20 protein-coding genes are annotated in these 20,810 nt (G+C 68.6%); 13 read left to right on the plus strand and 7 right to left on the minus strand.

From position 1 onward, the window contains the following. Positions 1-75: 75 nt before the first annotated feature. Positions 76-294 (minus strand): hypothetical protein, encoded by a 219-nt coding sequence (locus VEC57_12845; protein ID HYC00013.1) that lies wholly within the window; start codon positions 292-294, stop codon positions 76-78. A gap of 283 nt (positions 295-577) precedes the next feature. Continuing rightward, positions 578-1,804, minus strand: coding sequence for a DUF4215 domain-containing protein (locus VEC57_12850; GenBank protein HYC00014.1), 1,227 nt, complete (start codon positions 1,802-1,804; stop codon positions 578-580). A gap of 115 nt (positions 1,805-1,919) precedes the next feature. On the opposite strand from VEC57_12850, the gene VEC57_12855 reads away from it, so the two are divergent. Then, positions 1,920-3,326 carry an amidase gene (locus VEC57_12855; GenBank protein HYC00015.1) on the plus strand — a complete coding sequence of 469 codons (1,407 nt, stop codon included), beginning with the start codon at positions 1,920-1,922 and terminating at the stop codon, positions 3,324-3,326. A 52-nt stretch (positions 3,327-3,378) separates the two neighbouring features. Here VEC57_12855 and VEC57_12860 read toward each other — a convergent pair whose 3' ends face one another. Next, positions 3,379-4,035 (minus strand): methyltransferase domain-containing protein, encoded by a 657-nt coding sequence (locus tag VEC57_12860; protein ID HYC00016.1) that lies wholly within the window; start codon positions 4,033-4,035, stop codon positions 3,379-3,381. A 153-nt stretch (positions 4,036-4,188) separates the two neighbouring features. Between VEC57_12860 and VEC57_12865 the strand changes: the two genes are divergently transcribed. The 5 genes from VEC57_12865 (at position 4,189) to VEC57_12885 (ending at position 9,024) form a co-directional block, all read left to right on the plus strand. Beyond that, positions 4,189-5,589, plus strand: a complete 1,401-nt coding sequence (locus VEC57_12865; GenBank protein ID HYC00017.1) for a sulfatase — start codon at positions 4,189-4,191, stop codon at positions 5,587-5,589. Positions 5,590-5,703: 114 nt separating this feature from the next. Continuing rightward, on the plus strand, positions 5,704-5,973 hold the full coding sequence (locus VEC57_12870; protein ID HYC00018.1) for a BolA family transcriptional regulator: 270 nt from the start codon (positions 5,704-5,706) through the stop codon (positions 5,971-5,973). Positions 5,974-6,002: 29 nt separating this feature from the next. Further along, positions 6,003-6,326, plus strand: a complete 324-nt coding sequence (gene grxD / locus VEC57_12875) for a Grx4 family monothiol glutaredoxin (protein ID HYC00019.1) — start codon at positions 6,003-6,005, stop codon at positions 6,324-6,326. 29 nt (positions 6,327-6,355) lie between these two features. Further along, positions 6,356-7,918 carry a DUF4301 family protein gene (locus VEC57_12880; protein HYC00020.1) on the plus strand — a complete coding sequence of 521 codons (1,563 nt, stop codon included), beginning with the start codon at positions 6,356-6,358 and terminating at the stop codon, positions 7,916-7,918. Positions 7,919-8,046: 128 nt separating this feature from the next. Further along, complete coding sequence (locus VEC57_12885) at positions 8,047-9,024, plus strand: serine hydrolase (GenBank protein ID HYC00021.1); 978 nt, start codon at positions 8,047-8,049, stop codon at positions 9,022-9,024. Positions 9,025-9,070: 46 nt separating this feature from the next. On the opposite strand, the gene VEC57_12890 is transcribed toward VEC57_12885, so the two are convergent. Further along, on the minus strand, positions 9,071-11,914 hold the full coding sequence (locus VEC57_12890) for a helicase C-terminal domain-containing protein (protein HYC00022.1): 2,844 nt from the start codon (positions 11,912-11,914) through the stop codon (positions 9,071-9,073). 261 nt (positions 11,915-12,175) lie between these two features. On the opposite strand from VEC57_12890, the gene VEC57_12895 reads away from it, so the two are divergent. After that, positions 12,176-12,442 carry a hypothetical protein gene (locus VEC57_12895; protein ID HYC00023.1) on the plus strand — a complete coding sequence of 89 codons (267 nt, stop codon included), beginning with the start codon at positions 12,176-12,178 and terminating at the stop codon, positions 12,440-12,442. Here the strand turns inward: VEC57_12895 and VEC57_12900 are convergent. From VEC57_12900 to thiS, 3 genes are read right to left on the minus strand one after another with little or no spacing between them, the layout of a single operon-like run. Continuing rightward, positions 12,426-13,106 carry a thiamine phosphate synthase gene (locus VEC57_12900; protein ID HYC00024.1) on the minus strand — a complete coding sequence of 227 codons (681 nt, stop codon included), beginning with the start codon at positions 13,104-13,106 and terminating at the stop codon, positions 12,426-12,428. The two genes, VEC57_12895 and VEC57_12900, sit on opposite strands and share 17 nt — an antisense overlap. Before the next feature lie 25 nt (positions 13,107-13,131). Next, on the minus strand, positions 13,132-13,908 hold the full coding sequence (locus VEC57_12905) for a thiazole synthase (protein ID HYC00025.1): 777 nt from the start codon (positions 13,906-13,908) through the stop codon (positions 13,132-13,134). Between the two features lies 1 nt (position 13,909). Beyond that, the gene (gene thiS / locus VEC57_12910) at positions 13,910-14,110 is read right to left on the minus strand and encodes a sulfur carrier protein ThiS (GenBank protein ID HYC00026.1); all 201 of its coding nucleotides are present in this window, start codon (positions 14,108-14,110) and stop codon (positions 13,910-13,912) included. Positions 14,111-14,172: 62 nt separating this feature from the next. Here thiS and alr point away from each other — a divergent pair, with 62 nt between their 5' ends. The 6 genes from alr to VEC57_12940 are packed head-to-tail and all read left to right on the plus strand — an operon-like array spanning position 14,173 to position 20,734. Continuing rightward, the gene (alr, locus tag VEC57_12915; protein ID HYC00027.1) at positions 14,173-15,300 is read left to right on the plus strand and encodes an alanine racemase; all 1,128 of its coding nucleotides are present in this window, start codon (positions 14,173-14,175) and stop codon (positions 15,298-15,300) included. 18 nt (positions 15,301-15,318) lie between these two features. After that, positions 15,319-16,890, plus strand: coding sequence for a bifunctional phosphoribosylaminoimidazolecarboxamide formyltransferase/IMP cyclohydrolase (gene purH, locus VEC57_12920; GenBank protein ID HYC00028.1), 1,572 nt, complete (start codon positions 15,319-15,321; stop codon positions 16,888-16,890). Positions 16,891-16,900: 10 nt separating this feature from the next. Then, a complete protein-coding gene (purD, locus tag VEC57_12925; GenBank protein HYC00029.1) occupies positions 16,901-18,208 on the plus strand; it encodes a phosphoribosylamine--glycine ligase in 1,308 nt (435 codons plus the stop codon). After that, positions 18,205-18,843, plus strand: coding sequence for a 5-(carboxyamino)imidazole ribonucleotide mutase (gene purE / locus VEC57_12930; GenBank protein HYC00030.1), 639 nt, complete (start codon positions 18,205-18,207; stop codon positions 18,841-18,843). The genes purD and purE overlap by 4 nt, the downstream gene beginning before the upstream one ends. 21 nt (positions 18,844-18,864) lie before the next feature. Next, positions 18,865-19,473, plus strand: a complete 609-nt coding sequence (locus VEC57_12935; protein HYC00031.1) for an L-threonylcarbamoyladenylate synthase — start codon at positions 18,865-18,867, stop codon at positions 19,471-19,473. Continuing rightward, positions 19,466-20,734: a DUF1015 domain-containing protein gene (locus tag VEC57_12940; GenBank protein ID HYC00032.1), complete on the plus strand. Its 1,269-nt coding sequence runs from the start codon at positions 19,466-19,468 to the stop codon at positions 20,732-20,734. The genes VEC57_12935 and VEC57_12940 overlap by 8 nt, the downstream gene beginning before the upstream one ends. The last annotated feature ends 76 nt before the right edge of the window (positions 20,735-20,810 follow it).

The raw sequence follows: 20,810 nt of genomic DNA on the forward strand, positions 1-20,810 counted from the left end.
CGGGGCAAGACGGAAGGCGAGACAGGTGGCCGGCCGCCGCGTTTCCGCGACGACCGGCTCTACAGGAAGCTCGGGCTAGCGGACGCGCACGCTGCGCGGACGCCGCATCGCCAGGACCGGCGGGTGATGCGCTTGCACGCGCGTGTCCCGGCGGAGGAATGCCGCTCCGCACATGATGGCGAAAACGACGAGAGAGAATACGACGGCCGCGGCGAAGATCGGCGGCACGCTCGCAAGGAAACGAACGCTGACGACCAGGGCGATCATCGTGCTCAGCACGCCAATGGCGAGCATGCCGATGATTGCGGCTGCATCCGCCTCGCCTCTTCCGTGAGGGGTCCTGATTCGGTGCGGGGCTTCGTTCATCTGCTTCCTCTCTGCGACTACTGTCTGCTCCCTTTCCGGTGTTGAACCGCGCCCACCCCGGCTTTCGAGATCAGGCTAGAGGGGCCGATGCCGGCCAGCAAGGTCGGGCTCTGCGAAACCGTCAAAAAATCCGCTCGGGTCATTGCGACACCCTTGGACGCTTCAGGAGCCGCCGGAGGCCTGAAATGAGCGTTTAGGACGGTATCAGCGGTCAGAAGCCGCCGAATTCGCAGTTCGGCGTGCAGCCGTCGCCCAGCGAGTTGTTGCCGTCATCGCACACTTCGCCGAGGCCTTCCTGGATGGTGCCGTCGCCGCAATACTCGAGGTCACAGGTGGGCGAGCAGCCGTCGCCGCTCTCGTCGTCGCCATCGTCGCACTCTTCCGAGCCGGCGCAGCCGACGGCATTCCCGCACGTGGGCAGCGTGCAGTTGTAGTCGCAGCCGTCGCAGCTGGTGCGATTGCCGTCGTCGCACTCCTCGCCGATGTCGGCCTGAATGGTTCCGTCGCCGCAGTGGGCGGGGCCCGCGTAGAGCCGGTTGACGATGTCGTCGGTCATCCAGGTCAGGGCTTCGAGCAGGACCTGGGCAAGATCGGTGCGGCCGAACACCCCGCCGGTGGGATCGGTCAGCGGCGCAGGGAAATTGATGCCGGCCAAATAATCGGGGCAGTCGGCGAAGACGCCGGCAGCAAAACCGTTGTAGCTCTTGCTCACGGCATTGTCGGTGGAAACGAGGCCGGTGCTGGAGCGTCCGCGCGAGGGCGGCACGGCCGGCGCCAGACAGTCGTAGCGTTCGGCGAAGGCGCCGCTTCCGAGAAGGCCGTTGCGCTTGAAGCACGTCGCGCGGTTCTTGATCATCCGGCGGTAGTTGTAGCGCAGCCGGTTGCCGAGAGCGCGGCGGCAGGCGATCTCGTCAGACGACACCACGCGTTCCTCGTCGAAGAACGTCAGTGCCAGCAGCTCTTTCGAATCGGCCAGTGCGAGCTGGTAGAAGCAGACATCGATCTCGGCCCAGTCGTTGCTGCGCGGGCTGCACAACGCATCGACGCCGTGGTCCTCGGGCGTCCCGTTGAGCCGCAGATTGAGGTAGCTGCCCGAGCGCGACGTCAGCGCAGTCTGCAGCGCCTCATCGATCGCGGCATCGCCCGTGCCGGCACCTCCGAGTGCCACGGGGTCCTCGGAGCAGTCCACGGTCCATGCCAGAGTGCCGTTCTCGATCAGCGTCTCGCACTCGTGTCGCACCGTGGCGGCGTCGGTGGCGACCTTCCACAGCGCCTTGGCCGTGTTCATTCGGCTTGCCAACGGATTGAGCGCGGCCTGAGACGGAGCCGCGCACGCCACGACGGCGATGCCGGCCGAGGCGCCGGCAAGGACGCGCCGCAGGCGGCGCCAGCCTTGCACCCATCGCGATGAACGGAAACCCTGACCGGACTCGAACATTGCAGCTCTCCCCCCGAAGCTGAAGCGGCCCCAAACTATGAGGGTGGGAGCCGCCTTGCAATAGGGCTTTCGCGCAGTAGTCTCGCGCCGCCAAGCGGCGGCCACGGAGGATTCGATGAGCGACCTTTGGCAGCTTTCCATGCACGAGCTCGCGGGCCTGGTCAGGCGTAAGGAGGTCTCGCCCGTCGAGACCGTCAAGGCCAGCCTGCGGCGGATCGAGGAGGTCGATGGCGGCCTCAACGCCTTCGTTCACGTCTGCAGGGAAAGGGCGCTCGAGGAGGCCCGGATCCAGGAGCGAGTGCTGCTGGCTGGCGACGACGTCGGGCCTCTGGCCGGTGTGCCTGCCGGCGTCAAGGACCTCGAGGACGTGGCAGGCCTGCCGACCACCTTCGGTTCGATGGTTTTTCGCGAGTACATCGCGCCGCAGGACTCGGTGCAGGTGGCGCGGCTGCGTGCAGCGGGCGCCATCATCGTGGGCAAGACCAACACGCCGGAGTTCGGCTATACCGGCTTTACGAAAAACCGGGTGTTCGGCACCACGCGCAACCCTTGGAATGCGGAGCGCACGCCTGGCGGCTCCAGCGGCGGCTCGGCGGCCGCGATCGCGGCGCGCATGGTGCCGCTGGTGACGGCGTCCGACGGCGGCGGCTCCATTCGCATTCCGGCATGTTACGTCGGTGCCTTCGGCATGAAGCCGTCCTTCGGCCGCATCCCGCTCGGCCCCGAGCCGCGCCGGATGCTGCACTGGATGGACACGGTGCACTACGGGCCGCTGACGCGCAGCATACGCGATGCCGCGCTCTTCCTCGACGTCACCGCCGGCTACCATCCTGCCGATCCCGACTCTCTGCCCGCGCCACAGCGTTCGTTCGTCGAGTGCCTGGAGGAGCCGCTGCCGCATCTTCGCATCGCGTTCAGCCGCGACCTCGGCTACGCGCGCGTGCAGGGCGACGTCCTGCGCGAGGTTCGGGCCGCTTTGGATGTCCTGGCGTCGCTCGGGCACGACGTCGAGGAAATCAGCACCGTCTTCCCCGATCTCGGCCGCGGCTGGGCCTTCGCCGTCGGCGCCGAGCTGTACGCCGAGCTGGCGCGCGAGGTCGCCGGCAAGGAGCACGAGCTCGGGCGCAGCTTCTGGGATGGAACGCTGGCAGCCAGCCACCTGACGCCACTGCAACTCGGCGACATCCAGCGCGAACGGCACGAGCTGAACGAGGTGCTGTGGCGCCTCTTCGACCGCTTCGATCTGCTGGTCACTCCGACACTGCCGACCGAAGCGTTCGGCGCCGCCGGGCCATTCCCGTCCCAGGTCGACGGTGAGCCGCTCGACTCGCCACTGCATGCCGTGGCCTTCACGTACCCGTTCAACCTCTCCGGCCACCCCGCAGCCAGCCTGCGAGCCGGCTTCACCGACGCCGGCCTCCCCGCCGGCATGCAGATCATTGCCCCCCGTCACCGCGACGACCTGATTCTGCAGGTCGCCGCCGCCTACGATCGCAAGCGTCCGATGGATACCTGGCCGTAGACGGGACGCGCATAGCGGCCGTCGCTTGCGCCCGCGTTCGTGGTGGTGGCTTTCAGCCGTGGAGGGGCTTGTATGCCTCGTGAAGCTCGATCGTGCCGAGTACGGTCGAGAATGTGCCGCGCAGCTCGGGCGGGAAGAAGCCGCACGCTTTGAGGCTCTCGACGACGTTCATCGGGCGGCGCTGGGAGAAGACGTAGCGGCGGACGAGATCGGTGGGGTAGGCGAGCAGGGCGTGCAGACCTTCGGGCTCGCCGATCCAGTCGGCGACGATGAGGCGGCCGCCAGGGCGCAGCACGCGCCGGCACTCGGCCAGCACTTCGTGCCGCAGCGACACGGGCATGCCCTGCAGAAGCAGCGTGGCGGCGACGACGTCGAAGAAATCGGACTCGAACGGCAGCGCCTCGGCCACCGCCTGGTGCAGCTCCACCGGCCGCAGCGTCCCGAAGATCTTTCGCGAAGCCAGCTCGAGTGCGTCCTCGTCGGGGTCGACGCCATACAGGAGCGCGCCAGGCTCGCGCGTTGCCGCTGCCGCCAGCAGCTCGCCGCTGCCGCAGCCGACGTCCAGGAAGCGATCGCCGGATTTCAGCGCCGCCACCCGCAGGGCATCGGCGATGTACGAGCGCTCCGGGCTTGCCCACGACAGCAGGCGATCTTTGAGCTCGCTCAAGCGGTCGAGGCCGGACAGCGCAAGATTCGTCGGATCGGTCATGCGGGTCAGGTAGTACCGGCTCGCCGCGGCAGGGTCGTCTCGCGTCCTCGCGGCGGCACGGCGCGCGCACACAGGATTGCGTGCAAGCCCGACGGTTTCGGCTGCTGACGGCATCGAGTAAAGCATCCGTGCCGGGGGAAATCCATGCGGGTGTTGCTGAGTCTGGCCGTACTGGCCGCGTTTCTTGGGGCGGCTGCGGCGGGGTGCCGGCGCGAGCCGGTGCGTCCGTACGTCCTGCTCGTCACCATCGACACTCTGCGCGCCGACCATTGCTCCACCTACGGCTACCGCCCCGACACGACGCCGGTGATGACGCGGCTGGCGCAATCGGGCGTTCTCTTCCGCGCCGCCTACGCGCCGTCGGCCACCACGGCGCCGTCCCATGCGGCGCTGCTGACGGGGCGCCATTTCCGCGGCCTCGGCGTCCTCAAGAACGGGCACGTGGTGGCCGACGATGCGCAGACCATCGCCGAGGCGCTGGCCGAGCAGGGCTACGCCACCGCCGGCTTCGTCAGCTCCTACCCGGTGATTTCCAAGTTCGGCTTCGATCAGGGCTTTCAGGTCTACGACGACGAGTTTCTCGAGGAGGAGGCGTCGCTCGGTCGCCGCAACGGCGGCATCACGCATGACCGGCTCGCCGAAGCGACGGCGAATCGCTTCATCGCGTGGCTGAAGAAACGCCACGACGACAAGCCGGTGTTCGCATGGGTCCATTTCGTCGACCCGCATTTCCCGTACCGTGCGCCCGAGAAGTTCGACGGCGGCTGGTCGCACGACGTCGCCAGCATCATCCGCAAGTACGACGCGGAGATTCGCTACGCCGACCGCCACCTCGGCCGCATCGTCGACGAGTTCGAGCGTGCCGCCGGCGATGCTGGCGCGCTCATCATCGTCACCAGCGACCACGGCGAAGGTCTCGGCGACCACGGCTGGAAGTCCCACGGCATCAACCTGTACGAGGAGGCGGTGCGAATTCCGCTGGTGGCGCGGTGGACGGGGCACCTGCCGGCAGGCCGCGTCGTCGAGACGCCGGTGTCGCTCGTGGACGTGGCGCCGTCGATCCTTTCGGCCATCGGTGCGGCGCCGCTGGCGATCAGCGAGGGCGACGACATGTTCGGCGATCTCGACGAGGGACGGCTGATCTTCCTCCAGCGCCGCGCCTACAAGAACAACGAAGTGCGCGGCAAGGTCGTGCGCGGCGAGATGACGGCGGTCGTTCAGCGCGACAGCAAATACATCACGGCCCCCGACGAGAAGCGGCGCGAGCTCTACGACCTGCGCGATGACCCGAAGGAGGTGCGAGACCTCCTGCGCAAGCCCGACGTGATCACACCTCTTTCTGCATCGCCGCCGCCTGCGCCGGCGGGCGATGCCGGCGCCGGCGCCGCGGCGCCTGACGCGGGCGCCGCCCGAGCGGGCGACGTCGAACGGCGGGCCGAGCTCTACGATGCGGAGCTGGAGCGATGGCGCCAGGCCACGCCCGTGCCGGACAACGAGGTGCCGCTGGACAAGGAATCGCTGCAGGCGTTGCGCGCCCTCGGCTACGTCGAATGAGCGGCCGGGCCGAGCGGGCCGTCTGCGGCGCTGGCGTTCGGTGATTCGTCGCGACCGCTCCAACGGCATGCCGCGCGTCTTGCAATCGGGCGCTGCCGGAGAAATCTTCGGCGGATGGAGGCAGCGCGCATCCAGGAGCTCATCCGATCGGCCATCCCCGATTCGGAGGTGAGAGTGGTCGACACGCATGGCAGTGGGGACCACTTCGATGTGGTCGTCGTATCGCCTGCGTTCGCCGGTCAGTCGCTCGTGCAGCAGCATCGCATGGTTTACGGCGCGCTCGGCGACAACATGCGGCGCGCCATTCACGCGCTGGCCCTGCGCACCCTGACGCCCGAACAATATCGCCAGGAGCTCGTCTCCGACATCGAGACGGAAGACTGAGCGATCGGGATCCGAGAAGGACGAAGCCTATGGCCGAAGACATCTTCCAGAAGATCCAGAGCCAGGTCGAAAAGGACCGCGTCGTGCTCTACATGAAGGGGACTCCCAACATGCCGCAGTGCGGGTTCTCGCAGCGCACGGCCATGGCGCTGCGGGCGGTCGGCGCCGAGTTCGCAAGCTACGACGTGCTGCAGGACCCGATGTTGCGCGAAGGCATCAAGCAGTTTTCGAACTGGCCGACCATCCCCCAGCTGTACGTCGACGGGGAATTCGTCGGCGGCTGCGACATCGTCATGTCGCTCTACGAGAGCGGCGAGCTCGAGAAGATGGTGCACGGCGGGGTCCCGTCCTGAGCTGACGGCACGGCGCCGTACCTCCTCTCTTGAGCGCGCATCCGTTCACCGCCGGAGATCTGGCCGACCTATCCGCCCACGGCATCGCGCTGGAGGCAGCGCTCGAGCAGCTGCGCCTCTACGAGACGCCGCCGCCGCCGGCCCGCCTGGAGCGCATGTGCACGCCGGGCGATGGCATCCTCTGTTTGGGCGATGAGCAGGCCGAGCGTTACGCGCAGAAGTACGACCGCGCGGCCGAGCAGCTTGCGGTGGCCAAGTTCGTGCCCGCCTCCGGCGCGGCCAGCCGCATGTTCCGCGCCCTGCTGGCCACCGCCGCCGACGAGCGCGCCAAGACGCTCGATGATCTGATCGCGCTCGCGGGCGCCGGAAGCGGCGATGCCAAGGCCACGCTCGAAGTCGTGCAGAACCTTCCGCGCCTGGCGCTCTACGAGGATCTGCGCGACCTGGTGGCCCGCCGCGGGGCGACGCCGGAGGAGCTTGCAGCCGGCGATCTGCCGGCGCTGCTGTCGGCCCTGCTCTCGGATGATGGACTCGGGTACGCCGGCCTCCCCAAAGGACTGCTCGTATTCCATCGTGATGGCGGCGAGCGTCGCACGGCATTCGAAGAGCACCTGGTCGAGGCGGCGATGTACGCCCGAGGCCGCGGCGGCGTGTGCCGACTCCATTTCACCGTCTCGCCGGAGCACGAGCAGCGCTTTCGCGAGCTGCTCGAGCGAGTCCGGCCCCGCTACGAGCAGCGCTTCGGCGTGCGATACGAGGTTGGCTTCTCGCATCAGAAGCCATCCACCGACGCCATCGCCGTCGACCCGTCGGGCGCGCCGTTCCGCGATCGCAGCGGCAAGCTGCTGTTCCGTCCCGCCGGGCATGGAGCGCTGATCGAGAATCTCGGCGAGGTGGACGCCGACATCCTGTTCATCAAGAACATCGACAACGTCACGGTCGATGCACTCAAGCCGCTGACGAGCCTGTGGAAGCGCGTGCTCGCCGGCGTGCTGCTCGAGCTGCGCGACAAGCTCGCGCGCTGCGGCCGTGCCATCGAGACCGGCGATTCCGGCGCCGTCGACGCGGCGCTGGAGATGCTCGAAAAGGAGCTGGGCGCGTACCCGCCGCAAGGAGCGAGCGCCGCGCAGCGGCGAGAGCTGGCGCTGGAGCGGCTCGGCCGGCCGCTGCGCGTCTGCGGAATGCTGAGTTCCGATACCAATCCCGGTGGCGGGCCGTTCTGGGTCCGCGACGCGCACGGCAACGTCAGCGCGCAGATCGTCGAGGTCTCGCAGGTCGACCGCAACGACCCGGTTCAGCGCGCGCTGCTCGAGGGATCGAAGTACTTCAATCCGGTCGACGTGGTCTGCACGACGCGAAACTGGAAGGGCGAGCGCCTCGATCTGGCCCGTTACGTCGACCACGAAGCCGTGTTCATCGCGGAGAAGTCGCAGGACGGGCGGCCGCTGCGTTCGCTCGAGCGCCCGGGCCTCTGGAACGGGGCGATGGCGGGCTGGAACACCCTGTTCGTGGCCGTTCCGGCGCAGACCTTCCATCCGGTCAAGACGCTCAATGATCTTCTGCTTCCCGCGCACCAGGGCCCCGGCGCCTGACACGCCGGCGGGTATTCGGCGGCATCGCGTGCGCGTCCATCGAAAGTTGGCATTTGTACGTTCACGCCGGATCGCACCACGATCGCAATTGCTGGCGGCGCGAGCCGAAGTTATTTGACGTGGTTGCAATGCCTGCCAACAAGCTCTGGATCCCTCTCTCATTCGTCGTTGGCCTGCTGATCGGCGGCGTCGGCAGCCACTGGAGCGGCGGCGACCCGGGCTGCAACGATTACCTCTACATCAATCCTGATCATGCCTGCGGCGCCCCGCCCGTCATCCGCAAGACGTCCTATGCGGAGCTGACCGCGCGCGTGCAGGACATCATCGCCAAGGACCAGGCTGCCGGCGGCCTCCACGTTGCCACCGTCTACTTCCGCGACCTGCGCGGCGGCCCGGTATGGGGCATCAACGAAAGCATCAACTTCGCGCCGGCCAGTCTGCTCAAGCTTCCACTCGTGATGGCACTGTTCTCACTCAACGAGACCATGCCCGGCCTGCTGGATACCGAGATCGAGTTTCGCAGGGCACGTCTCGACCAGTTCGAGAAGCTGAAGCAGAGCGACGTGCCGGCGGTCAAGCTGGAGGAAGGCAAGCGCTACACGGTCGCCGAATTCGCCCGCAACGCCATCGTGTTCTCCGACAACCTCTCCTACTACACGCTGGTCGATTACCTCAGCAACGTGGTTCCCGACGGGCGCGCCCACATTCTGCGTACCTTCCAGGAGCTGGGCGTCATCAATCCGCGCAACATCAACGAAGAGGTCGTCACGGCACGCGTGTACGCGGCGCTGTTCCGGCTCCTCTACAACGTCTCCTACCTCGACGCCGACGCCTCCGACCTGCTGCTCGGCTGGCTGGCCGAGTCGTACTTCGGGGCGGGGCTGGTGGCGGGTCTGCCGAAAGGTACGGTGGTCGCCAACAAGTTCGGCGAGCGCACCATGCCCGACGGCTCCCAACATCTGCATGACTGCGGCGTCATCTATTTCCCGGACAACCCCTACCTGCTGTGCGTCATGACCAAGGGCCGCGATCAGCAGGAGCTGGGCCGGCTCATCGCGACGATCTCGCGCATGGTGTGGGAGGAACTGGAGTCGCGCCGTCGATGACGCGGCAGCTGCAGTGCTGCGCGCACTTGCGCGCGGCCGCGGCGACTCAGGTCCGCCGCGTTCGTGCGAGGAAATCGTCGATGGCCGCTTCGAGGTCTTCCAGGCGTACGAGCCGATAGCGGGAGCCGATCGGCAGCGCATCGACGATGCGGCGGAAATAGGGCTTGTCCGCCCGCGGCTCCACGATGACGATCATGCCCCGATCCGTGGGCGTGCGGATCAGGCGTCCCATCATCTGCTTGAGGCGCAGCAGCATGCGCGGGATCTGGTAGTCGCCGAAGACGCGGCTGCCGCGGCCGATGAGCAGCTCGGCGCGTCGCTGCAGCAGCGGGTCGCCGGGAACGTCGAACGGCAGCTTCTCGATGACCACGGCCTGGCAGGCGTCGCCGGGAATGTCGATGCCCTGCCAGAAGCTGCGCGCGCCGAGCAGCACGGAGGACGGGTTGTCCATGAAGCTTCGCACCAGCTCGTGCGGATCGCTGTTGCCGGCAGCGGGCATCATGACGTTGATGCCCGAGGCGGCGAGCGTGTTGCTGGCCAGATCCGCCACGCGAATCATGCGGTCGCGGCTCGTGAAGAGTCCCAGCGTGCGCCCGCCGAGCTTGCGCGCGATGACGGTGGTGGCGCGGACCATCCGGTCCACGAGCGCCGACTGGTCGGTGGCGTCGGCGATGAACAAGACCTCGAGGTTGTTCTCGTAGTCGAAGGGGCTGGGCACCGGCGGCGCCACGCGGTAGCGCTGGCCGGCGTTCTTGCGCAGGCACAGCTCGCGGAGAGCCCCGTCGCTCTCGTCGCCCACTGCCAGCGTGGCGCTGGTGGCGAACAGGGTGTCGGCGCGTTCGAGCACGCTCTCGCGGAAGTCGTCGCCGGGTAGCACCGGCGTGGCCACGAAACGCCACGCGACGGCATTGGCGCGCGCCAGTCCGCGCAGCCGGAAGACGTACAGATCCGATTTCGGATAGGGCAGGGCGCGATCCAGCACGGCCGAGGACTCTTCGAGCACCTCGCGCAGGCGCGCGCCGGCGCTGTCGGCGTCATCCTTGCCGGCGCCGAAGCGGCCCGCGAGCCAGCGCAGCTCACGCGCGAGGTCGAGAGCGGCATCGATCACTTCCTTCCATTCGGGGCCCGGTCCATCGGCCGGGATCAGCAGCTCGTCGCGGCCGAACTGGAACTGCGGCTCGCCGCCCTCGCCGCGTGCCAGACGCCGCGCGTTCTCTCCGACGGCGGAGACGAGCGCCAGCGCGCGTTGCGCCCGGTATGTGCTCTCGTCGTCGTCGGCCAGCGGCTGGCCGCCGCGCAGCCCCAGGATCTCCTCGAGCCGGTGTGCCAGCTCGATGCCCTCGGCGCTGCGTGCGTACGCGCTGTCGGCCTTGTCGACCAGCTCGTGCACCTCGTCCAGGATCAGGTGCCGCAGCGGCGGGTAGTCGGGCGGCCAGCGCAGCAGCAGGTCGTGATTGACGACGGCGATCTCGGCAGCCTCGAGGCGGTGGCGCGCCGACCGGAACACGCAGTGACCGCCGGTGGTCTCGCACGTCTGCCGGCGGCACTCGTCGGCGTCGGCGCTGGTGATTTCGCGGGCGAAGCGCTCGAACATCGGATTGAGCTGGTAGAGCACCGTCGGTACGCGATCGATCTCGCCGTGCGTGGCGCTGGTCGAGAATGCGGCGATGAGCGCGGTGGCGAACGCTTCGTTGGGGTCGCCGGCAGGCCCGTGACGCTGGCGTGACTCCAGGAAGCGGTCCAGTCGCCGCAGGCACACGTAGTTGGCGCGGCCCTTCATCACCGTGAAGCGAAGGTCGCCGTGGCCGAGCAGGCGCGAAGCCGTGGGAATGTCTTTTTCGAGGAGCTGCGTCTGCAGCAGCTTGCTCGATGTGGATATCACCACTTGCCGCCCGCTGTGGCGGGCGAAGGGAATGGCGACGGCCAGATACGCGAGCGTCTTGCCGATGCCGGTTCCCGCCTCGCCGACGGTGATGGTGGCGTGGCTGTCGGCGGCAAAGCAGTCGAAGACGTGGCGGGCGAACTCGAGCTGTCCGGGACGCAGCTCGTACTCGGGCAGCACCCGTCGCGCCTGCCCGAGGTCGGAGAGGCGTGCAGCGATGGCCTCCCAGGAAAACGGCACCGGCTCGAGCACGATGTCGTTGAACGGAGGTGAAGGAACAGCGATGTCGGCACGCTCGGCGACGGTGAAGCCGATGATGCGCTCGAGGCGGTCCCGCCATGGCGACGTCGGATGGAAGTGGACCAGCGCCGCGACCGCATTGGCCGCCGCGGGAGCCCCCGCGCGCGATTCGTGGATCAGCCCGATGACGACCCGCATCATGTCGAGCGCATCGTCGAGCGCGCGATGCCGCTCACCGCGCCCGAGCTTGTCGCGGCAGAACGTATCGAGCTTCATGTTGGGGCTGTCGGGATAGACGAGCGCGAGCAGCTCGACCGTGTCGAGAAAGCGGTGCTGGTGAAATCGCGGATTTACGGCGAGGCTCAGCCAGGTCTTCTCGAATGACGCATTGTGTGCAACCACTGGCGCGTTACCGATGAATCGATCGAGAGCGGCGGCCACTTCGGTGCACGGCGGTGCCCCGTTCACATCTTCTTGCGAAATTCCTGTGAGCCTCTTGATGAAAGGAGTAAGGTCGTGCGTCGTATGCACCAGCGAGTTGAACACCCGGGCGTGTCGCTGGCCAGGCTCGATCAGGATCGCTCCGGCCTCAATCAGCTCGTCGGTGGCGGGATCAAGGCCTGTAGCCTCGAAATCCAGGAAACACAGGGCCCCCTGACTGGCGACGGCTTCGACGAGACCGGGGTCCAGCCCCAGGCTGGCCACATCGACGGTGAACTCGAATCGGGAACTCGGTTGGAGCGGCAGGTCTTCTTGAAGGGCCGCCAAGCCTGCGACGCTTCGCACGAGCCTTAGCTACATGACTCGGCACCCGGAGGCCACCCCGAAGCTCCGGATGCGAGACGGAAAAACGAACGCTCATTTCATGAGCACCTGACGGTTGGTTGTGCACATTGGGTGCGAACGAACGAGGACGACCACGCGCAGACCACGCGGCATCGCTGTCTTCGCACCGCGAGGAAACATGGCGCGGCACTTGCTGGATCGGCAGCAGGGGCCACGGCCCGGTCCAACGACCGAGAGAGTAGGATGACGATGATGAACTATGTGTCGGCAACCCCCTCCTTCCGCGCACGGCTCGAGCCGGCTGCGGATGCAGCAGGCACGATCTTCGTCGCGGGCGCCTTCGACGGCTACGCCCTCGATATGCTCAAGGAATCCGCCAGCAGCGGCGTCGGGGCGGTGCGCATCTTCGTCGATGGTGTCGAGAGAGCCACGGCCGAAGAGCAGCTATCCACGCACCTCGGCGATCTGATCCGCCGGGGCGTCAAGGTCTACATCAGCTCGAGCGTCTGAGGGCGATCGAACAGCGCCAAAGGGCGGCGGTCAGCTCCTGCGCCGCGGCCGTGACGTCGGCGGCGTCCCAGATGGCGCCGATGACCGCGATCGCATCCGCGCCGGCGGCCGCGACCGTCTGGATGTCGTGCGCGCGGATCCCGCCGATCGCGACCAGCGCCGGCCGCTGCGCGCGGCTGCGGAGCACGGCCGCCGCACGCTCGAGCGTGCCGGTGCCCAACGGCGCGCCGTAGGGCCGCTTGCTCGGCGTATCGAAGATGGGTCCGAGCTGGACGTAATCGAGCTCGCCCGGCGCTTTCTCCACTTCTTCGACCGAATGCATCGACTGTCCGAGCAGACACGCCGCCGACAGGCGGCGCCGCACGACGGCCGGATGGAACCCGCCGCCTGGCAGATGCAGGCCGGCCGCGCCGGTCGCCAACGCGACATCCAAGCGATCGTTGACGGTGACGGTGAGGGAGCTTTCCTTCACCAGACGTGCGGCGGCGTCGTAGAGAGCATGCGCCGGCAGGCTGCGCCCGTCGCTTTGCCGGGCGCGAAGCTGGATCCAGCGAACGCCACCGGCCGCGGCGGCCAGGCACCGCGCGACGATCTCCTGGCTGTCGCCGGCGTCGCCGGTCACCAGCATCAGCGGCGGCGAAGGCAGCGGCCTCGGCGATGGCATGGCCTCCCGCTCCAGCCGGCGCCCTCTAGCCGATGAGGTCGGTGATCGGCGAAGAAGCGCTCGCGTGCAGCCGCTTGGCGATGCGCCCGGCAAGATAGGAGGCGCGGCCGGCGCGGACGCCGAGCTTCATCGCCTCCGCCATCAGCAGCGGGTCCTTGGCTCCGGCAATGGCCGTGTTCATGAGCACGGCATCGCAACCGAGCTCGAGCGCCTGCGCGGCGTCCGAGGCCGCACCGACGCCTGCGTCGACGATGACGGGCACCGAGCTCTGCTCGACGATGATGCGGATGTTGTAGGGATTGCGGATGCCCAGGCCCGATCCGATCGGTGCCGCCAGCGGCATGACGGCTTTGCAGCCGATGTCCTCGAGCCGCTTGCACGCAACCGGATCGTCGGTGACGTAGGGCAGCACGTCGAAGCCCTCCGCCACGAGCTGGCGCGCCGCCTCGATGGTGGCCGGGACGTCCGGAAACAATGTCTTCTCGTCGCCGATCACCTCGAGCTTGACCAGCTTGCCGACGCCGGCTTCGCGCGCCAGACGGCAGGTGCGAACCGCGTCGTCGGCGGTGTAGCAGCCGGCGGTGTTGGGAAGGATCGTCAGCTTCTTCAGGTCCAGGTAGTCGAGCAGATTCTGCTTGCTCGGGTCTGTGATGTTCACGCGGCGCACGGCCACGGTGACGATCTCGGCGCCCGAGGCATCGACCGCCCGGCGCGTCTGCTCGAAGTCGGCGTACTTGCCCGTGCCGACGATGAGCCGGGAGCGATATCGAACCCCGGCGAGCTCGAAGAAATCGTCGTCCAACTCAGCCTCCGCCGACGAAGTGCACGATCTCGACGACATCGCCGGCACGCAGCTGCGTGGTCGGCCAGGCCTCCGCAGTGACGACGTCGCGATTGAGCTCGACGGCGACGCGGCGGCCGCCGAGACCCAGGCGAGCGACCAGCTCGGCGATGGTGACGCCGTTTTCGACGTCGCTGTCTTCGCCGTTGATTTGCACGCGCATGGCGCGGGATAGCGAGGCAGTGGCGGTTTTACAACCTGCAGGTGCCTTGCTATCTGGCCGCAATGGCCGCACGAGCGGCTCCCTCCAGTCTCCCCGTCGCACGCATCGATCGCAGCGCGCTCATCCGCAACTTCGGCGAGGTGCGCCGCCTCGTCGGCCCCGGCGTCCGCGTGCTCGCGATGATCAAGTCCGACGCGTACGGTCACGGAGCCAGGGGCTGCGCCGACGCACTGCTTGGTGCCGGCTGCCGCGCGTTTGGCGTGGTCACCGTCGCCGAGGCTGCCGAACTGGCGCCGCACGTTCACGCCATCGCCCCCGATGCGCGCGTCGTGATCTTCGGGGGCATCCTTGCGCAGGACGCGCGCATGGCCGTGGAGGCCGGCGCCGAGGTGGCCACACAGGAGATCGCGGTGGTGCAGGCGCTCGGCGCGGCGGCCGCTGCGGTGGGCCGCGAGGCCGCCGTGCACATCAAGATCGATACCGGGATGCACCGCCTCGGCATCGCTCCGGGCGATGCCGTCTCCTTCGCCGCGGCGGCGGCCAAGGTCCGCGGCGTGCGTCTGACGGCCATATGCTCGCATTTCGCGCAGGCGGAGTCCGTCACCGGCGAGGTCACCTTCGGGCAGCTCGAGCACCTGCTGGCTGCCGATCAGGCGCTGCAGGCGGCCGGGTTTTCGCTGGAGCGGCACATGGCCAACAGCGCCGCCATCCTGACCCGCAAGGAAGCACACCTGGACATGGTGCGGCCCGGGATCATGCTCTACGGTATCCATCCCGACCCGTGCCTGCGCGACCGCGCCTCGCTGACGCCGGTGATGACGCTGGAGGCGGCGGTCGTGCGCGTGGCCTGGATCGCGGCCGGCGAAGGCATCAGCTACGGCCACACCTATCGCACCAGCAGCGATACGAAGGTGGCGACGGTGCGGTGCGGCTACGCCGACGGCTATCCGCGCCACCTGAGCAATCGCGGCATGGTGATGGTGGCGGGAACGGTTGCGCCGGTGATCGGCCGGGTTTGCATGGACCATACGATGGTGGACGTCACCGCCATCGACGACGTCGCGGTCGGCGACCGCGTGGTGATGTGGGGACATTCACCGAGCGTCGAGGAGATGGCCGAGCGCGCCGGAACGATCGGCTATGAGCTGGTGGCGCGCCTCGGCAAGCGCGTCGAGCGGATCTTCGAATAGACGGAACCGCAGCGGGGAATGAGCACGATGATCAAGACGGCGCTTCTCAGCGTCAGCGACAAGACGGGACTGGTCGAGCTTGCCAGCGCGCTCGACGAGCTGGGCGTCAAGATCCTGTCCACCGGCGGCACCGCGGCCGTGCTTCGAGGTGCCGGCATCGGCGTCGTCGAGGTCAGCGAACACACGGGCTCGCCCGAGATCATGGATGGCCGCGTCAAGACGCTGCATCCCAGGATCCACGGCGGGATCCTGGCGCGCCGCGAAGACCCCTCGCACGTGCGGCAGATGGCCGAGCAGGCCATCGAGCCCATCGACCTGGTCTGCGTCAATCTCTATCCGTTCGCCGAGGTCACCGCGCGCGGGTGCACCTACGAGGAGGCCATCGAGAACATCGACATCGGCGGGCCGTCCATGGTGCGCTCGGCAGCCAAGAATCACGCGGACGTCGTGGTGCTGGTGGATCCGGCGGATTATGCCCGCATCATCGAGGAGCTGCGTGGCAGCGGCCAGATCGCGCTGGCCACGCGCAAGGAGCTGGCGCGCAAGGCCTATGCGGCCACGGCCGCCTATGACGGCATGATCGCCGACTGGCTCGGTCGCCAGAGCGGCGCCGCCGCCGCCGAGTTCGGTCCGACCCTGCATCAGCAGTGGCTGCTCGTGCAGGGGCTGCGCTACGGCGAGAACCCGCACCAGCGTGCCGCCTTCTACAAGGCGCCCAGGATCGAAGGCCCGTCGGTGGCCGCCGCGCGCGTCCTGGCCGGCAAGGAGCTCTCCTACAACAACATCGTCGATGCGGATGCGGCGCTCCAGCTCGTGATGGAGTTCGAGGAGCCCGTGTGCGTGGCCATCAAGCATACCAATCCGTGCGGCGTGGCGGTGGCCGCCGGCGCCCGCGAGGCCTTCGACAAGGCGCGCCGCTGCGATCCGGTCTCGATCTTCGGCGGCATCGTCGGCTTCAACCGCGAGGTCGATCTCGCCACGGCCGAGGCGATGAAGGACGTCTTCCTCGAGATCATCCTGGCGCCCTCGTTCACGCCCGAGGCGCTCGAGCTGTACGCATCGAACAAGAAGCTGGCCGGCGTGAGGCTGCTGCAGGTGGATTCGCGGGCCGACGGCGGCGACGACGCGCTCGACATGAAACGCGTGCTCGGCGGCCTGCTGGTGCAGACGCGCGATCTGCAGGACTCGGCGGCCGCGCAGTGCAGGGTCGCGACGCGGCGTGCGCCGACGGCGATGGAGCTGCGCGCGCTCGATTTTGCCTGGAAGGTCTGCAAGCACGCCAAATCCAACACGATCGTGCTTGCGAACGAGGACCACGTGGTAGGCGTCGGCGCCGGCCAGATGAGCCGCGTCGACTCGGCGCGCCTGGCGGTGGCTCGCGCGCGCGAGCACGGGCTGAGCCTCGAAGGCTGCGTGGTGGCGTCCGACGCGTTCTTCCCTTTCCGAGACGGGTTGGACGTCTGCGCGGCCGCCGGCGCGCGTGCCGTCATCCAGCCCGGCGGCAGCCTGCGCGACGCCGAAGTCATCGCGGCTGCCGACGAGCATGGAATGGCCATGGTGCTGACCGGCGTGCGCCACTTCCGGCATTGAGACGGCGGCGATGAAAGTTCTCGTAGTCGGAAGCGGAGGGCGCGAGCACGCGCTGGCATGGAAGCTGGCGAGCGATCGCGCCGCCACCAAGGTTTTCGTCGCGCCGGGCTCGGAGGCCATGGCGGAGGTGGCCGAGCGTGTTTCCATCGAGGCGCTCGACATCCGCGGCCTGGCCGACTTCGCCCAGCGCGAGGGCATCGGCCTGACGGTGGTCGGTCCGGAGGCCCCGCTGGCGGCCGGAATCGTCGACGAGTTCCGCGCGCGCGGCCTGCGCATCTTCGGCCCCGACAGCGAGGGCGCGCGCCTGGAAGCTTCGAAGGCGTTCGCCAAGCGCCTGCTGACGAAAGCGGGCATACCCACCGCCGCCTACGCCGAGTTCGACGCGAGCCAGCTCCACGAGGCGCAGCGATTCGCGCGCGAGCTCGGCTTCCCCGTCGTCGTCAAGGCCGACGGCCTGGCGGCCGGCAAGGGCGTCGTGATCTGCGCCAGCGAGAAGGAGAGCGACGACGCCATCGCCGACATGCTGGTGGCAGGCAGTTTTGGCGAGGCGGGGCGCCGCGTCGTGGTCGAGGAGTTCATGGAGGGCGAGGAAGCGTCCTTCATGGCGATCACCGATGGGCGCACGGCGCTGCCGCTGGTGACCTCGCAGGATCACAAGACGGTTTTGGACGGCGACCGCGGTCCCAACACGGGCGGCATGGGAGCCTATTCGCCTGCGCCGGTGATCACGCCGGCGATGCACGAGCTCATCATGGCCACCGTCATCGAGCCGACCGTCACGGCGCTGCGCGAAGCCGGCATCGACTACCGCGGCGTGCTCTACGCCGGAATCATGGTGACGCCGCGCGGCCCCAGGGTGCTCGAGTACAACGTCCGATTCGGAGACCCCGAATGCCAGGCGATCCTGATGCGGCTGCGCTCGAGCCTGGTCGAGCTGCTGCTGGCAGCCATCGATGGACGGCTCGATCGTATCGAGCTGCAATGGGAGCCTGGAACCTCGGCGTGCATCGTCATGGCGGCCGAGGGCTATCCTGGCAAGGTCCGCGCAGGCGACGCCATCGAGGGAATCGAGAATGCACGACGCGTTCCGGCGGTGCAGGTCTTTCACGCCGGCACGCGCTGCGACAGCCAGGGCCGCTTCGTCACGGCGGGAGGCCGCGTTTTGGGCGTGTGCGCAACGGGCGCGACGGCGGTCGAGGCCACCGCGCGCGCATACGAAGCGGCGGGCAAAATCCACTGGACGGGTGCGCACTATCGGCGAGACATCGCCTGGCGCGCGCTGGCGCGCGAACGACAGCAGAACAAAGGAGCATCATGAGCACGAGCAAGGGCAAGGGCGGCGGCGCGAGCAGGAGCACGCGCGCGGCCGGTAAAGGCGCCAAGGCATCTCAGACGGGCTCGGCCAAGCGCGGGCGCAACTCCTCGGTCCGAGCCGCCGGCCGGCCGAGCAAGGCCGCGCGGCCGCTGGTCGGCATCCTGATGGGCAGCGCCAGCGACCTGGAAGTGATGGGCGAGGGCGCCAAGATCCTCGAGGAGCTGGGTATCGCGCACGAGGTGGTGGTGACCTCGGCGCACCGCTCGCCCGCCAAGACCGCAGAGTACGCCTCGACGGCGCGCGATCGCGGCCTGCAGGTGCTGATCGTCGGCGCCGGCGTCGCGGCGCATCTCGCCGGTGCGGTGGCTGGCATCACCACGCTGCCGGTGCTGGGCGTGCCGCTCGACTCCGGGCCGCTGCGCGGCATGGACGCGCTGCTGTCGACGGTGCAGATGCCCGCCGGTGTGCCCGTGGGCACACTGGCCATCGGCGCCGCCGGCGCGCGCAACGCCGCGCTGCTGGCGGCACAGATCCTGTCGCTGTCCGACGAACGCCTGGCGCGTGCGATGGCCGACCGCAAGAAGAAGATGGCCGACGCGGTGCCGGGGTTGGTGCGGCGCTATCCCGAGGGCAGTTAGCTGGACCTGCCAGCCGCGAGCATCGCCGAGGCCGCGTGCGCCCTTTCGAGCGGCGGCCTCGTCGTCTACCCCACCGAGACCGTCTACGGCATCGCGGCCGACGCGGGCAACGCCGCCGCCATCGAACGGCTGCTCGAGCTGAAGGGTCGCGACGCTGGGCGTGGCATCTCGCTGCTCGTTGCCAGCCTGGAGTCGGCAGCGCAGCTTCTTGCGCAGCCACCGCCGCCCGCCGCGCGCGCGCTCGTGGAGCGATTCTGGCCGGGGCCGCTGACGATCGTGCTGCCGGCAGCGAAGCACGTCGCGCCGGCGCTCGTGGGGCCGGGCGGAGGCGTCGGCCTTCGCTGCAGCAGCGATCCGGTCGCCGCAGCGCTGGTGACAGCGCTCGGCCGCGCCGTCACGTCCACGTCCGCCAATCCTTCGGGGCAGCCGCCGGCACGCACCGCCGAGGAGGCACGCCGTTACTTTCGCAGCGGCGTCGACGCGTTTCTCGATGGGGGCGCGCGCGTGGACACCACCGTTTCGACGGTAGTTGAGTTTTTGCAGTCGCGCGCGTATCTGCGCCGCGCCGGTGCGATCGACGCCGCCGCCATCGCCGCGCTCGCGCCGCTTTCGGAGGATTCCCTTGGCTAGATTTCGTCCCTTTCGCGGACTCCGTTATGCCGCCGCGCGCGTGGGCGCGCTCGACGACGTCGTCGCACCTCCCTACGACGTGATCAGCCCGGCCGAGCGCGACGACCTCTACGCAAGAAGCCCCTACAACTGCACCCGCCTCATCCTGAACAAGGACGGCCACGATGAAGCGGCGCGGCAGTACCGCGACTGGAGCGGCAGCGGCGTCCTGCAGCGCGACGAGGCGCCAGCCTTCTACCTGTACGTGCAGGACTTCGAGGCAGCCGGCCCTCGCCGCCGCATCGGCGTGCTGGGCGCGCTGGCGCTGGAGCCGTACAAGACCGGCGTCGTGCTGCGCCACGAGAACACCTTCGCCCACCACAAGCAGGATCGCCTCGAGCTGACCCGGCGCGTGAAGGCCAATCTCAGCCCGATCTTCTGCGTGTACTCGCGGCCCGGCTTCGTCCCCGAGCCCGATGGCGGCTGGGAGAGCGTTCCCGACATCGACGTCGTGCATCAGGGGAATCGCCATCGCGTGTGGTCGGTCCGCGAGGCCGGCAACATCGAGCGCATTCGTGCAGCGGTGTCGGACCAGGCGCTGTTCATCGCCGACGGACACCACCGCTACGAGACCGCGCTGAACTACTGGTACGAAATCTCCGGAGGCAAGGAGCCGCCGACGGGCGACGATGCGCCGGGCGACGAGGAGGCGCCCGCCGCGCACGTGCTCGCGTTCCTGGCGACGTTCGAGGATCCCGGCATGGTCATCCTGCCCACGCACCGCGAGCTGGTCGACAGCGGCGGCGCCGACTGCGACGCCTTCTGGCGCGCGCTGTCGTCGCAGTTCAAGCTGCGCCGCTTCGAGCGCAGCACGCAGGGCATCGAGCAGCTGCAGGCCGCTCTGGCAGCGGCCGACAAGGGGACGCATGCGTTCGGGATCGGCCTGCGCGACATGCAGCACCTGCTGCTGGCCACGCGCTCGGTGACGCGCCAGCCGCACTCACCGCTCGACGAGCTCGACGTCAAGGTCCTGCACGACGACATTCTCGGCCGCGCGCTCAGCGCTGCCGGCGGGAAGGACGCCAAGCTTGCCTACTCGATCGACGGCCGCGCGCTGCTCGAGCGCGTGCTACGGGGCGAGCTGGAAGGCGCCTTCCTGATGAACGCGACGCGGCCCGAGCAGATGGCGGCGGTCTGTCGCGCCGGCGAGCTGATGCCGCACAAGTCTACGTATTTCTACCCGAAGCTGCTGACCGGGCTCGTCTTTCACGAACTGCAATAGCGGCCGACAAACGACGCTGGCGCACTCCACGACGGATTGCAGCGGCGCCAGCAACCGATCGCAGCGGGTCGCAGAG

Source organism: Candidatus Limnocylindrales bacterium (genome assembly GCA_035626395.1).
In the GTDB taxonomy this organism is placed as follows: Bacteria; Desulfobacterota; Binatia; order UBA1149; family CAITLU01; genus DASPNH01.